This window comes from Streptomyces sp. NPDC107517 (genome assembly GCF_055582645.1).
In genome coordinates this window covers 76,105-90,071 of record NZ_JBVJPM010000012.1, presented here as the reverse complement: position 1 = coordinate 90,071, position 13,967 = coordinate 76,105, and the positions used below count along the sequence as shown (strand labels likewise).

Annotated in this window: 12 protein-coding genes and 1 pseudogene; 8 read left to right on the top strand and 5 right to left on the bottom strand. The window is 70.1% G+C overall.

What is annotated here, in order from left to right; translation table 11 throughout:
* Nucleotides 1–52: 52 nt before the first annotated feature.
* On the bottom strand, nt 53–2,356 hold the full coding sequence (locus ACZ67T_RS26295; RefSeq protein WP_469987422.1) for a transglycosylase domain-containing protein: 2,304 nt from the start codon (nt 2,354–2,356) through the stop codon (nt 53–55).
* A gap of 289 nt (nt 2,357–2,645) precedes the next feature.
* On the opposite strand from ACZ67T_RS26295, the gene ACZ67T_RS26290 reads away from it, so the two are divergent.
* The 6 genes and pseudogenes from ACZ67T_RS26290 to ACZ67T_RS26265 all read left to right on the top strand — a co-directional run bounded on the left by ACZ67T_RS26290 (nt 2,646) and on the right by ACZ67T_RS26265 (nt 7,531).
* The gene (locus ACZ67T_RS26290; RefSeq protein WP_469987420.1) at nt 2,646–3,281 is read left to right on the top strand and encodes a Uma2 family endonuclease; all 636 of its coding nucleotides are present in this window, start codon (nt 2,646–2,648) and stop codon (nt 3,279–3,281) included.
* Nucleotides 3,277–3,524 (top strand): annotated as a pseudogene (locus ACZ67T_RS26285) (SPFH domain-containing protein); the annotation flags it as partial. The gene ACZ67T_RS26290 and the pseudogene ACZ67T_RS26285, both read left to right, overlap by 5 nt.
* The gene (locus ACZ67T_RS26280) at nt 3,521–3,793 is read left to right on the top strand and encodes a type II toxin-antitoxin system antitoxin (protein WP_469987418.1); all 273 of its coding nucleotides are present in this window, start codon (nt 3,521–3,523) and stop codon (nt 3,791–3,793) included. The pseudogene ACZ67T_RS26285 and the gene ACZ67T_RS26280, both read left to right, overlap by 4 nt.
* 125 nt (nt 3,794–3,918) lie before the next feature.
* Nucleotides 3,919–4,446 (top strand): PadR family transcriptional regulator, encoded by a 528-nt coding sequence (locus ACZ67T_RS26275; RefSeq protein ID WP_469987416.1) that lies wholly within the window; start codon nt 3,919–3,921, stop codon nt 4,444–4,446.
* A complete protein-coding gene (locus ACZ67T_RS26270; RefSeq protein ID WP_469987415.1) occupies nt 4,443–5,129 on the top strand; it encodes an ABC transporter ATP-binding protein in 687 nt (228 codons plus the stop codon). Before ACZ67T_RS26275 ends, ACZ67T_RS26270 begins: the two co-directional genes overlap by 4 nt.
* Complete coding sequence (locus ACZ67T_RS26265) at nt 5,126–7,531, top strand: FtsX-like permease family protein (RefSeq protein ID WP_469987413.1); 2,406 nt, start codon at nt 5,126–5,128, stop codon at nt 7,529–7,531. Before ACZ67T_RS26270 ends, ACZ67T_RS26265 begins: the two co-directional genes overlap by 4 nt.
* Before the next feature lie 40 nt (nt 7,532–7,571).
* On the opposite strand, the gene ACZ67T_RS26260 is transcribed toward ACZ67T_RS26265, so the two are convergent.
* Nucleotides 7,572–8,507 (bottom strand): LysR substrate-binding domain-containing protein, encoded by a 936-nt coding sequence (locus ACZ67T_RS26260; protein WP_469987411.1) that lies wholly within the window; start codon nt 8,505–8,507, stop codon nt 7,572–7,574.
* 160 nt (nt 8,508–8,667) lie between these two features.
* Between ACZ67T_RS26260 and ACZ67T_RS26255 the strand changes: the two genes are divergently transcribed.
* Nucleotides 8,668–9,222 carry a peroxiredoxin gene (locus tag ACZ67T_RS26255; RefSeq protein WP_100598182.1) on the top strand — a complete coding sequence of 185 codons (555 nt, stop codon included), beginning with the start codon at nt 8,668–8,670 and terminating at the stop codon, nt 9,220–9,222.
* Nucleotides 9,223–9,228: 6 nt separating this feature from the next.
* Nucleotides 9,229–9,759, top strand: coding sequence for an alkyl hydroperoxide reductase (locus tag ACZ67T_RS26250; protein WP_100598183.1), 531 nt, complete (start codon nt 9,229–9,231; stop codon nt 9,757–9,759).
* Nucleotides 9,760–9,922: 163 nt separating this feature from the next.
* On the opposite strand, the gene ACZ67T_RS26245 is transcribed toward ACZ67T_RS26250, so the two are convergent.
* From ACZ67T_RS26245 to ACZ67T_RS26235, 3 genes are all read right to left on the bottom strand, one after another.
* Nucleotides 9,923–11,338 (bottom strand): AI-2E family transporter, encoded by a 1,416-nt coding sequence (locus tag ACZ67T_RS26245; RefSeq protein WP_469987409.1) that lies wholly within the window; start codon nt 11,336–11,338, stop codon nt 9,923–9,925.
* A gap of 147 nt (nt 11,339–11,485) precedes the next feature.
* Nucleotides 11,486–12,217 carry an aggregation-promoting factor C-terminal-like domain-containing protein gene (locus tag ACZ67T_RS26240; RefSeq protein ID WP_469987407.1) on the bottom strand — a complete coding sequence of 244 codons (732 nt, stop codon included), beginning with the start codon at nt 12,215–12,217 and terminating at the stop codon, nt 11,486–11,488.
* Nucleotides 12,218–12,626: 409 nt separating this feature from the next.
* Nucleotides 12,627–13,946 (bottom strand): PhoH family protein, encoded by a 1,320-nt coding sequence (locus ACZ67T_RS26235; RefSeq protein WP_469987406.1) that lies wholly within the window; start codon nt 13,944–13,946, stop codon nt 12,627–12,629.
* Nucleotides 13,947–13,967: the final 21 nt, after the last annotated feature.

Sequence of the window (13,967 nt, the reverse complement as noted above, 5' to 3'; positions counted from 1 at the left end):
GGCGGGTGGGCCCGGAACCGTACGGTTCCGGGCCCACCCGCGTGCGTCACTGTCAGCCGGTCAGGCCGCGTGGTCTGTTGCTGCCCGAGTCGGCCGGGTCCTCCGGGATTCCGACGGTCGGCGACGAGGGGTCCGTCGGGGGCGTGACGCCGCCTGACGGCTCGTCGGTCGGCGGGGTGGTCTCCGGGCTCGACTCCGGGGGACTCGGGGTGTCCTCAGGGGTGGACTCCGGGGCGCTCGGCGTGTTCTCCGGGGTGGACTCCGGGGCGCTCGGGGTGTCCTGCGGGGTGGACGGCACCTCGACGGCCGCGCCCATGTCCGTGTCGAGGTCGAACTCGCTCGGCGCGCCCATGGCGCCGAACGTGTACGCCGCCCAGATCTCGGCCGGGAAGCCACCGCCGTTGACACGGCCGCCGCCGGCGGCGCCCTTCAGCGTCAGCTGCGTACCCTGCTTGATCGGCTTGCCGTCGGCGTCCTTGGCGCCCGGCGCCGCCTCGCCGAACAGGCCGACCGAGGTGACCATCTTCGGCGTGTAGCCCGTGAACCAGGCCGACTTGTCCTCGTCGGACGTACCGGTCTTGCCCGCGACGTCCTGGCGGGAGTTGCGCACGGCGAAGCCCGTACCGTCGTCGACCACGCCGGTGAGCACCGAGGTGACGGAGTCGGCAGCACCGCGGCTGATGACCTGGGTGCCGATCGGGTCGGGCAGCTCGACCGTGCGGTCCTTGTGCTCGGCGCTCTTGAGGATCGCCGGGGTGACCTTCTTGCCGTGGTTGTCGAGGGTCGCGTAGACGCCCGCCATCTCCAGCGGGCTCGCGCCCATGGAGCCCAGGGTCTGCGCGGGTACGGCCTGCTGGTCCTTGACGTCCATGCCGAGCTCGCCGGCCGTCTTCATGACCTCGTCCATCCCGACGTCGACGCCCATCTGCGCGAAGACGGAGTTGATGGACTTGTTCATGGCCTTCTGGACCGTGGAGGGGCCGTAGTCGACGCCGTCCTCGTTCGGCGGGGCGAAGCCGACCTTGGTGCCGCCGTCGACGACGGGGCGCTTGCTCGTGCCGTCGTAGATCGTGTTCGCGGTGATCGGCCTGCCGGTCTGCGTCTGCGCCTGGTTCTCCAGGGCCGAGGCGAAGATGACCGGCTTGAACGTCGAGGCGGGCTGGTAGTCACGCCGCAGCGCGTTGTTCGTCCAGTGCTTGGTGAGCCCCTCGCCGCCGTACATCGCGAGGACGCGGCCCGTCCTGGGGTCGACGGAGACGGCGCCCGCCTGCACATTGGCGTCGGTCTTGCGGGACTTGGGGTTCAGCTTGCTGGTGAGCTTGGCCTTGACGGCCTTCTCCAGCTGGGCCTGCTTCTTCTTGTCGATGTTGAGCGTGATGGTCCAGCCGCCGTCGCTCACCATCTTCTCGGCGTCCTTGTCCGAGGCGCCCTGGGCGACGAGCTGCTTCTCCAGAGAGGCGTCGGCGGCCTTCACGAGATAGCCGGTCTGGCCTTCGAGGCCGGGTGCTGCCTTCGGGGCGTGCGGCACGGGGAACGTCATGCCGGCCCGCTCGCCCGCGGAGAGCCAGTGCTTCTCGACCATGTTGTCGAGCACGTAGTTCCAGCGCTGCTTCACCAGCTTCCTGCCGGTGTCGGAGGCGACGGCCCAGTCGTACTGGCTGGGGGCCTGGAGCAGCGCGGCGAGGTACGCGCCCTGCGCCACGTTCAGCTGGCTCGCGTCGACGCCGTAGTAGGCCTGGGCGGCGGCCTGGATGCCCGAGGCGCCACGGCCGTAGTAGCTGGTGTTGATGTACCCGGCGAGTATGTACTCCTTGGACTTCTCGCGGTCCACCTTCAGCGAGATGACGATTTCCTTCAGCTTGCGGCTGACCGTCTGGTCCTGCGTCAGGTAGTAGTTCTTCACGTACTGCTGGGTGATGGTCGAGCCACCCTGCTTGCCCTTGCCGGTGACCGTGTTGACCAGGCCGCGGGCGGTGCCGCGCAGGTCGACGCCCTTGTCGGCGTAGAACGACTTGTTCTCGGCGGCGACGAAGGTGTGCTGCACGCCCCCGGGCACCTCGGAGAGGTCCACGATCTCGCGGTTGACGGCGCCGGTGCGGGCCATGACCGAGCCGTCGCTGTACTTATAGACGTTGCTCTGCTTCTTCGCGAGGGCGTTGCCCTCGGGGATGTCGATCACCAGGTACAGCACGATGAACGCGCCCATGCCGAGCAGGCACAGGCCGAGGAACGTGCCGACGATCTTCTTCCAGGTGAAGAGGCGGCGTATACCCGTCCGCCGGGTGGACGAGCCCCCGCGCGCCGCCCGGCGCGCGCCGCCGCGCTGCCGTGCTCGTCTCTCGTCCGCTCGACCCATGGCTCCCGGTACTCCGCTTCTCGTCGCTGACACGTCCGCGCGCCCACGGCGCACTTCACACTCATCGGTGCTGAATCAGCTCATGAAGCTAACACCGCACCTAAGGGCAAAAGGCCGCCGATCCGGGCATTTCCGGACGTGACAATCAGCACCTGCCCCATGGGAACCGACGAGCGAGGGGCTCGGATGGTTGCGTGATTCTCGATCGTGTGAACCGGATCGCACCAGACAGTACGGGTTCGGGCGTCCTACGATGATGACCTCGGCACCAGTCCATGGGAGGCGCGAGATGTCCGCAGCACCTGTCGAGCACACCTGCCCCGAGCCCCAGCCGGCCCCTCGTCCGCTGACGCTGCTCGAGCAGGCCGACAAGCTCGCGGATCAGCTCCCTGGCTACCGGGTCGAGATCCTCGGAGGCGCGCTCACTGTGACCCCACCCCCTGACGGCGCCCACGCGAGGGCCTTGTCCCGCCTCAGGCGCCCGTTCGCCGGGGCCGGCCTGGACGGCGGCGAGACAGAGCTCCTTGAAGGCGTCGGCCTGTGGCTGCCGGACGGCCCCGAGGACTTCGCCGTACCGGACCTCTGCGTGATCGACGCGGACTTCGAGGATCACCTGGTCGACCACAACTGCTATGACCCGGCGTCCTTCCGCCTCGTCCTCGAGGTGACCTCCGGCAACTACCGCAACGACCTCCAGACCAAGGTTGTCACCTACGGCAACGCGAAGGTCCCGGTCTACGTGATCGTCGACCGCAAGCACAACCGCCTGCACGTCCTGACCGAGCCCATCGAGAACGGATACGGCAGCCACCGCCTCCACGCTCCCGGCCAGCAGGTCACGCTCCCGGAATGCCTCGGCGCCGAGGTCACGCTCGACGTGACCGAAGTCCTCTCTGCGGCCACCACGGTCACACCACAGCGCTGAGGGCCCCGAGATCGCCTCGGCCATGCTCCAGCGCCAGCAGGCGGGCGCCGTGGTCGCGGACGGCGGCTCATCGTGGACGGCGCGGTCGGCATGGTCGAGGACGCGCTCGCCCGGATCACGGAGCAGGACTTCGTGGCGCTCGACGAGGAGCGCAAGGCGGCCATGGTCAGCAATCTGCTCGTGGTCCTGTGCGGCGACCGCGCGGCCCAGCCGGTCCTGAACACGGGAACGCTCTACCAGTGAGCCCTCCGGAAGAGGAGCGCGAGGGTCCCCCCGCGGGGCCCGCACGCCGGTCGCGGCCGCAGCGCAAGCAGGTACTGCTGCGGCTCGACCCGCTCGTGTACGACGCGCTCGCGCGGTGGGCCGGGTACGACCTGCGCTCGGCGAACGCGCAGATCGAGTTCCTGCTGCGGCGCGCTCTCGCGGAGGCCGGGCGGCTGCCCGGCTCGGCGGGACCGCTGCCGCGGCGGGGGCGGCCGCCCAAGGGACCGCAGGGCGACGAGGCGGAGTGAACGGCCCGGGGCCCGCGCCCCGGACCGTTCCGCGCCCCCCGAGCTCCAGAGCCCCTGAAGACGCCCGGGCATCCCCCCCACCGCGCTATACACACCGCGTATACCCACTATGTATAGTGACCGCCATGTCCATCGGTCACACCCTTCTGGGACTTCTCGAGTCCGGGCCACGACACGGCTACGACCTCAAGCGCACCTTCGACGCCACCTTCGGGCACGACAAGCCGCTGCACTACGGACAGGTCTACTCGACCATGTCCCGGCTCCTGAAGAACGGCCTGGTCGAGGTCGACGGGATCGAGGCCGGCGGCGGCCCGGAACGCAAGCGCTACGCCATCACCGACGCCGGCATCACCGATGTCCAGCGCTGGCTAGCCACCCCCGAGACGCCCGAGCCCTACCTCCAGTCCGTCCTCTACACCAAGGTCGTCCTGGCGCTGCTCACCGAGCGCGACGCCGTCACGGTCCTGGACGCCCAGCGCGCCGAGCACCTGCGCATGATGCGCATCCTCACCGACCGCAAGCGCAAGGGCGACCTCGCCGACCAGCTGATCTGCGACCACGCCCTCTTCCACCTCGAAGCGGACCTGCGGTGGCTCGAACTCACCGCCGCGCGCCTGGACAAGCTCGCCGCGGAGGTGCGCAAGCCATGACGCCTGCCGGCTCCCTCCTGACCGCCGACGGTCTCCACAAGACCTACGGCGCCACGAAGGCGCTCGACGGCGCCGAGTTCTCCGTCCACCCGGGCGAGGTCGTCGCCGTCATGGGCCCCTCCGGCTCCGGCAAGTCGACGCTCCTGCACTGCCTCGCCGGCATCGTCACGCCCGACGAAGGCACCGTCACCTACGCGGGACAGAACCTCGCCACCATGTCCGACGCCACCCGCAGCGCCCTGCGCCGCAGCGACTTCGGCTTCGTCTTCCAGTTCGGCCAGCTCGTCCCCGAACTCACCTGCCTGGAAAACGTCGCCCTGCCCCTGCGCCTCAACGGCGCCAGGCGCAGGGCCGCCGAGGCCACCGCCCGTACGTGGATGGAGCGCCTGGAGGTCGACGACCTCACCGGCAAACGCCCCGGCGAGGTCTCCGGCGGCCAGGGCCAGCGCGTCGCGGTCGCCCGCGCCCTGGCCACGAGCCCTCGCGTCCTGTTCGCCGACGAACCCACCGGCGCCCTCGACTCCCTCAACGGCGAGCGCGTCATGGAGTTGCTCACCGAAGCCGCCCGGTCCACCAACGCCGCCGTCGTCCTCGTCACCCACGAGGCCCGCGTCGCCGCCTACTCGGACCGCGAGATCATCGTCCGTGACGGCAGGTCCCGCGACATGGAGCGCATCGCATGAGCGCGACGCGCACGAAGCCGCAGCCCGCGCCTGCGGCCACGGCGCCGGACTCCGCCCCCACCGGCGTACGCGCCTGCATCCGCGATCTGGGCATGGGCATGCGCTTCGCGGCCGGCGGGGGGCGCGAGGGCTGGATCCGCACGGTCCTCACCGCCGTCGGCGTGGGCCTCGGTGTCGCGCTGCTGCTCGGCGCCGCGTCCGTGCCGTACCTGACCGACCATCGCAGCGACCGCTCGTCGGCGCGCGAGGCCGCGGACCGGTTGTCAGGGCCGGGCAAGGTCAAGCGGTCCGACGCGACGCTGCTGATGCGGGACACGTTCACGACGTTCCGCGACCGCTCGCTGGAGGGCAGGTTCGTCCGGGCCGAGGGCAGCAGGCCCGTCCTGCCGCCCGGCCTCGGCAAGCTGCCCGGCAACGACGAGATGGTCGTCTCGCCCGCGCTGCGCGACCTCCTCGACGACCCCGGCGCGAAGCTCCTCAAGGAGCGCTTCCGCGACTACCGCGTCACCGGAACGATCGCCGGCGCGGGCCTGGTCTCCCCGCAGGAGCTCTTCTATTACGCGGGATCCGACACCCTCACACTCCGCGACGGCGGCTACCGCGCGGCGAAGTTCGGCACCGACCTGTCGGAGCCGCTGAACGCGCTCCTGATGGTCCTCGTCGTCCTGATCTGCGTCGTACTGCTCACGCCCGTGGCCGTCTTCATCGGTACGGCGGTGCGGTTCGGCGGCGACCGCCGCGACCGGCGCCTGGCCGCGCTGCGCCTGGTCGGCGCGGACGCCAGGGCGGTCCGGCGGATCGCGGCGGGCGAGTCCCTGTTCGGGGCGCTGCTCGGCCTCGCCGTCGGCGCCGTGTTCTTCCTCGCCCTGCGCCGGCTGATCGGCGTGGTCGACATCGACAGGGTCAGCGCGTTCCCGTCCGACCTGCAGCCGGTGCCGGCGCTCGCCGCGCTGATCGTCGTGACCGTGCCGCTCTCGGCGGTCCTCGTCACCGTCCTCTCGCTGCGCTCGGTGGCCATCGAGCCGCTCGGTGTCGTGCGCGGCGGCGTACCGCGCAGGCGCCGCCTGTGGTGGCGGCTGCTCCTGCCCGTCGCAGGCATCGGGATCCTGCTGGCCGTCGGCCGGGTCAGCAGTACCGACCAGGACATCAACACGTACGCCATCGCCGCCGGCGCGACCCTGGCCCTGGTCGGACTGAGCACGCTGCTTCCCTGGCTGCTCGAATCGGTCGTGGCCCGGCTGCGCGGCGGCCCGGTGCCGTGGCAACTGGCCACGCGGCGGCTCCAGTTGAGCAGCGGCACGGCGACCCGTGCGGTCAGCGGTATCACCATCGCGGTGGCCGGCGCGGTCGCCCTGCAGATGATGTTCGCGTCGATGCACGACGACTTCAACCGGACGACGGGCCAGGACCCGCACCGAGCGCAGCTGACCGTGCGCTCCATGGTCGGCGACGGCAGGCTCGCGCAGCGGATGATCGACGACTTCCGTGACACGGAGGGCGTCAAGAGCGTCATCGGCACCGTGTCGACGTTCGCCACCCGCCCCGGCGCGGTCCCGGAGGGCGAGATCGAGCCCACGACGATGATCAGCGTCGGCACCTGCGCGACCCTGCGCGAACTGGCCCGCGTCGGCGACTGCCGTGACGGCGACACGTTCGTCTCGCACACCGGCGACCGGAAGATGAACGACTGGATCGACGAGTCGGCACGCCCCGGCAAGCCCGTCGACGTGGGTCCCGACGACGGCAGCGAGGCGAGCCAGGACCTGTGGACGCTGCCCGCGGACACCCGCATCGTCCAGGCGCGACCTAACCCGGCCGGTGACAAGGTCGACGGCATCCTCGCCACCCCCGGCGCGATCGACATCGCGAAGCTGACCGAGGCCACGACCACCGCCATGGTGCAGATCGACCCGAGGGTGCCGGACGCCGAGGAGTACGCGCGCAACACCGCGGCCCATATCGATCCGCTGCTCAACGTGATGTCGATCAAGGCGGTCAACCGCGACAAGCAGTACGCGAGCATCGCGAGGGGGCTGCAGATCGGCGCGGCCGCGACGATGGCCCTCATCGCGGCGTCCATGCTGGTCTCCACACTGGAGCAACTGCGGGAGCGCAAGCGGCTGTTGGCGGCCCTGACCGCGTTCGGCACGCGGCGCCGCTCGATGGCCTGGTCGGTCCTGTGGCAGACGGCGATCCCGGTGGTCCTCGGTCTCGGCCTGGCGATCGGGGGCGGGCTCGGCCTGGGCTACGTCATGACCCGCATGATCGACAAGCAGGTCACCGACTGGTGGGTGTTCGCGCCCCTGACAGCGGGCGGGGCCGGGCTCGTCGCGGCGGTGACACTGCTCAGCCTGCCGCCGCTGTGGCGCATGATGCGGCCGGACGGCCTGCGCACCGAGTAACCCACCCTGCCGGTACGGGAGTTGCCCCCAGGAGCTGGGGTCACAGCACCCGTACCGGCAGCGGTCGCACCGCCTCGCGCAGGGCCGCGGCCAGCTCCTCGTACTCCGCGCCGCGCGCGGCACCCGTCCGCATGGCGAGGGCGATGCGGCGGGTCGGCGCCGGGTCCTCGAAGAACCCGGTGAGCAACTGGCTGCTGCGGCTGGCCTCCACGGCGAGCGCGGTGCGCGGCAGCAGCGTCACGCCGAGCCCGCCCGCGACCAGCTGGACCAGCGTGGACAGGCCGGCGGCCGTCGTGGTGACCGGGGCGTCCGCGCGGCCGGCCTCGCGGCAGATGTCGAGCGCCTGATCGCGCAGGCAGTGCCCCTCGTCGAGCAGCAGCAGCCGCAGCTCCCGCAGCGCCTCGCGCGGGATGCCCTCGCGGCCCCCGAGCCAGTGGTCGAGCGGTGTGACCAGCACGAAGTCCTCGTCGAACAGGGGCAGTTCGGTGACGCCGGGCATGCCGAGCGGCACGGCGAGGAGCAGCAGATCGAGCCGCCCCGCCGCGAGCCCTTCGAGCAGGGACGACGTCTGCTCCTCGTGGACCTGGAGGTCGAGATCCGGGTACTTCTCGTGGACGAGGCGCAGGACGGCCGGCAGGAGGTAGGGCGCGACGGTGGGGATGACGCCGAGACGGAGCGCTCCCGTGAACGGCGCCCGTACCGCCTCGGCCTCCTCCATCAGCGCGCCCACCTCGTCGAGCACGGCCTTCGCGCGCACCGCGAGCCGCTCACCCTCGGGCGAGAGCAGCACCTTGCGGGTCGTGCGTTCGAGGAGGGTCACGCCGAGGCACTCCTCCAGCGCGGACACGGCGCCGGAGAGCGCGGGCTGGCTCATGCCGATCGCGGCGGCGGCGTCCCGGAAATGCAGATGCTCGGCGACGGCCGCGAAGGCCCGCAGCTGCGCGAGGCTCGGCTGCCGCCGCTTGATGCTGGCCACGGTCACTCCTCTTACCTACGGCTACTGATAACCGGGTCCGATCAACACAACCGAGTCTAGCTATTTCCATAATCAATGCACCCTGTGCCACGATCGGGCCCAGTCCAACCCCCTTGGAAAGCCCTCAAAAAGGGCTCCTCCATGCTGCAAGGAGTAGTGCGTGCTCACTGTCGGTGACAAGTTCCCCCAGTTCGACCTGACTGCCTGTGTCTCCCTGGAGAAGGGCAAGGAGTTCGAGCAGATCGACCACAAGACCTACGAGGGCAAGTGGAAGATCGTCTTCGCGTGGCCCAAGGACTTCACCTTCGTGTGCCCGACCGAGATCGCCGCGTTCGGCAAGCTGAACGACGAGTTCGCCGACCGTGACGCCCAGATCCTCGGCTTCTCCGGCGACTCCGAGTTCGTGCACCACGCCTGGCGCAAGGACCACCCGGACCTGACCGACCTGCCCTTCCCGATGCTCGCCGACTCGAAGCACGAGCTCATGCGCGACCTCGGCATCGAGGGCGAGGACGGCTTCGCGCAGCGCGCCGTCTTCATCGTCGACCAGAACAACGAGATCCAGTTCACGATGGTGACCGCCGGTTCCGTGGGCCGTAACCCCAAGGAGGTCCTGCGGGTCCTCGACGCCCTGCAGACCGACGAGCTGTGCCCGTGCAACTGGACCAAGGGCGAGAACACCCTCGACCCGGTCGCGCTCCTGTCGGGCGAGTGATCTGACATGGCTCTCGACGAACTGAAGTCCGCCGTCCCGGACTACGCCAAGGACCTGCGCCTGAACCTCGGCTCGGTCATCGGCAACTCGGACCTGCCGCAGCAGCAGCTGTGGGGCACCGTGCTCGCCTGCGCGATCGCGTCCCGCTCCCCGCGCGTCCTGCGTGAGCTGGAGCCCGAGGCGAAGGCGAACCTGTCGCCGGAGGCGTACACCGCCGCCAAGTCGGCCGCCGCCGTCATGGCGATGAACAACGTCTTCTACCGCACGCGCCACCTGCTCTCCGACCCGGAGTACGGGACGCTGCGCGCCGGTCTGCGGATGAACGTCATCGGCAACCCGGGCGTCGAGAAGGTCGACTTCGAGCTGTGGTCCCTCGCGGTCTCCGCGATCAACGGCTGCGGCCAGTGCCTCGACTCGCACGAGCAGGTGCTGCGCAAGGCGGGCGTCGACCGCGAGACGATCCAGGAAGCGTTCAAGATCGCCGCGGTCATCCAGGCCGTGGGCGTCACCCTGGACTCCGAGGACGTCCTGTCCTGACGGACGGAACTCCCTGGTAGGCGCATACGCGAACGCCGGGCGGGCTGAAGGAAATTCAGCCCGCCCGGCGTTCTCGCGTATCGGGCGTTCCCGCGTATCGGGCGCTCTCGCGTATCGGGCGCTCTCGTGCGTCCGGCGTTCGCGTGCGTCCGGACGAAAGACCCTAGGTCTTCCCGGCCGTCGGATCGACCGGCGCCACGTCGATGGCCGTCGCCCCGTGCGGCGCGGGCGACAGCCGCAGCGCCGCCTCACGCGAGTACGAGCGCAGATAGCCGACGACCGTGTTCGTCACGGCCACGAGCGGTACCGCCACGACCGCGCCGCCGATCCCGTTCACCAGGCCCCCGGCCGCGACGGCCAGTACCACCGCGAGCGGATGCACCCGCACGGCCCGGCCCAGGATGAACGGCTGGAGGATGTGGCCCTCGATCTGCTGCACGGCCAGCACCACCGCGAGCGTCATGACGGCCGTGAAGACACCCTGGGTCACCAGGGCCACCACCACCGCGAGCGCCCCCGAAATCACCGCGCCCACCAGCGGGATGAACGCGAACAGGAAGATGAAGACGGCGAGCGGCACCGCCATCGGGACGCCGAGGAAGAAGATGCCGAGCCCGATGAAGATCGCGTCGATGAGCGCGACTATCACCGTGCCGCGCACATACGCGGTGAGCGTGCGCCAGGCCCGTGGCCCCGCACCGGCGATACCGGGACGGGCCTGCGCCGGGACGAGCCTGGTGGTCCACTCCCAGATGCGCCGGCCGTCGTAGAGCAGGAACAGCGTCGAGAACATCGTGAGCAGGATGCCGGTGAGCGCCTCGACGATGACGGTGACGCCTTCGAGGCCCGCGGACGTGATCTGGTCGGTGTTGGCGCCGACCGCGTCGCGCAGGGACTTGGCGATGTCGTTGATCTGGCTCTCGGTCACATGGAACGGACTGTTGAGGAGCCAGTTGCGCAGCTCGTCGATGCCGTCCTGGATCTGGTCCGAGAGGTTGTCGATGTTCTCCTGGACCTGCCAGACGACGAACCAGCCGACAAGTCCCATGATGACGAAGCCGAGGATCGCGGTGAGTGCGGTGGCCAGGCCCCGCGGCACGCCGTGCCTCCTCAGGCGGGCCACGGTCGGCTGGAGGAGTGCGGTGATGAGCATCGCGGCGACGAACGCGTACACCACCAGCTGCACAGCGCTGATGACCCTCATCAGGACCCAGAGGGCGCCCGCCAGGACGAGCAGCCGCCAGCCGGCCTCGGCCGCGACGCGCATCCCCCACGGCACGGCCGCGACGGGGTCGGGCCTGGCCGCTATCGCGGGCGCGTACGCGGGCGGCGGGGGTACGTGGTCGCCGCCGCCGCTCTCCGGCCGGGTGACGGGCACTTGGGGCACTTCGGCGGCCGCATGCGCGGGTGCCTGAGCGGCATCACGGGCGGTATGGGGGGCGGACCCGGTGGCGGCATCCGGAACGGCGTCGTCCACGCGGTGGGCACGCTCGGCCTCGGCGCGGCGCTCGTCCAAGCGCTCCCCCATCCGGCTGAGCTCACTGCCGAGCCGGCCGAGCCATCCTGGAACGTGCGACATGATCTGCCCTCTTCCCCCGTGCTCTCTCACCACTCCCCCGGGAGTCGTCGGCTCCGACCGTACATGCCCGAAGCCCCTCACCGTAGGACGGCGAGGGGCTCAGGAAGGTTGACGGGCCGAGGGCCCGTCATGAAGCTGTACCGGCTTCTAGTACCAGTGGTTGGCCTGCCAGAAGGTCCAGGCCTCACACGGGCTGCCGTAGCGGCTGTCCATGTAGTTGAGGCCCCACTTGATCTGGGTGGCCGGGTTGGTCTGCCAGTCGGCGCCCGCGGAGGAGTACTTGGACGCGGGCAGCGCCTGGAAGAGGCCGTAGGCGCCGGAGGAGGCGTTGGTCGCCCGGTAGTTCCAGCTGGACTCGTGGTCCACGATGTTGCTGAAGCACTGGAACTGCCCGGCGGGGACCATCTGACGCGCCATCGCCTGGATCTGCGACGCCGTGTAGGAGGCCTGCGTGGCGAAGCTGGAGGCGTCGCGGGTGGCCGAGCGGCTGGCGACCTTCTTGGCCTCCTCACGCTCCTTGGCTTCCTTCTCCGCCTTCTCCTTGGCGTCGGCGGCCGCCTGCTGCTTGGCGACGGCGTCCTCGGCGGCCTTCTTACGGGCCGCTTCCTCCGCCGACTTCTGAGCGGCGTTGTCCGCGGCGATGGCCTGCGTCTCCGCCTGCTGCGTCAGCGTGGCGGTCTGCACCTGGGCCTGCTGGCCCGCGGGTATGTCGGCGAGGAGGGTCGCGTCGCTCGCCGTGGCCTCAGCCTCGTTGGTGGAGGGCTGAGCGGTGCTGCCCGAGGCAACACCCACGACTGCGCCGACTGTGGTGACCGCGGTGGCCGAAGCCACTGCGAATCCCCGGACCGAAATCCGGCTCACACGGTTTCCTTCCAGCATCGCCCGCTGTAGGTGACCCTCGCGGACGCAATCGTGCCCCTGACGCTGGCCTCCCAACTGCGGGGTCACGGGAGACACGGGCCCGGTGGGCAACTCCCGTCAAGGGAGAGCCGCGTGGTGCTCGGGCGGCATACGACGGCCTCTGTGAAGTTCTGGTGTCCGTGGTGCTCGTAATGCTGTGGATGCACAAGTGTCGTATGCGGGGCCTGACAGGACTGAGACTCTGCCGGACGCGGTTGCCTCAAGGCAATTCTCATCCAAGTGGGAAAGCTCACACCTCGTTTGCCCCAGCGGTTTCGCGGAAACAAGCGCACGGCACAACGCCGCCCGGCTAAGCTCCTGCGCTTCGCCGGGCGGCGCCAACTACCGCGTAACCCCTACAAGATGGGGCGCTTCGCTCGCTCTCTCCTCACAGAGGGCCGTCCTCCAGCATCTCGGTGACCAGGGCCGCGATCTGCGAACGCTCCGACCGCGTGAGCGTGACGTGCGCGAACAGCGGGTGCCCCTTCAGCTTTTCGACGACGGCGACCACTCCGTCGTACCGGCCGACCCGGAGGTTGTCGCGCTGTGCCACGTCATGTGTGAGCACGACCCGTGAATTTGCCCCGATCCTCGACAGAACGGTCAAAAGGACGTTCCGTTCGAGGGATTGGGCCTCGTCCACGATCACGAACGCGTCGTGCAGGGAGCGGCCGCGGATGTGGGTGAGCGGCAGGACCTCCAGCATGCCGCGCGCGGTGACCTCCTCGATGACGGCCTTGCCGGCGACGGACCCGAGCGTGTCGAAGACCGCCTGCGCCCACGGGCCCATCTTCTCGGCCTCGGTGCCGGGCAGATAGCCGAGCTCCTGGCCGCCCACCGCGTACAGCGGGCGGAAGACCATCACCTTCTGGTGCTGGCGCCGTTCGAGCACCGCTTCGAGACCCGCGCACAGCGCGAGCGCCGACTTGCCGGTGCCGGCCCGGCCCCCCATCGACAGGATCCCGATGTCCGGGTCGAGGAGCAGATCGAGCGCGATGCGCTGCTCGGCGCTGCGCCCCTTGATACCGAATGCCTCGCGGTCGCCGCGCACCAGGCGGACGTTGCCCTCGGCCGTGATCCTGCCGAGCGCCTTGCCGCGCTCGGACTGGATGGTGAGGCCGGTGTGGACGGGCAGCTCCGCCGCCTCCGGTACGTACAGGCTCTCCTCCTCGAAGAGGAGGTCCACCTGCTCACCGGAGAGCCGCAGTTCGGACATTCCGGTCCAGCCGGAGTCCGTGATGGCGAGCTCGGCGCGGTACTCCTCGGCGAGCAGGCCCACCGACGACGCCTTGATGCGCAGCGGCAGGTCCTTGGAGACGACGGTGACGTCGTACCCCTCGGCCTGGAGGTTGCGGGCGACGGCGAGGATGCGGGAGTCGTTGTCCCCCAGGCGGTAGCCCGCCGGGAGAACGCCCGGATCCGAGTGGTTGAGCTCGACGCGCAGGGTCCCGCCCAGGTCGCCGATGGGGATCGGGGAGTCCAGGCGTCCCTGCCGGACACGGAAGTCGTCGAGCAGGCGCAGGGCCTGCCGGGCGAAGTATCCGAGCTCCGGATGGTGCCGCTTGGCCTCCAGTTCCGTGACCACGACGATCGGGAGCACCACTTCGTGCTCGTCGAACCTGGTCAGGGCGTTCGGGTCGGCCAGCAGGACGCTGGTGTCGAGAACATAAGTGCGCCGGTCGGGCTGGCGCTTGTTGCTGGTCACCACGGAAGGACGTACCCCCTCGGA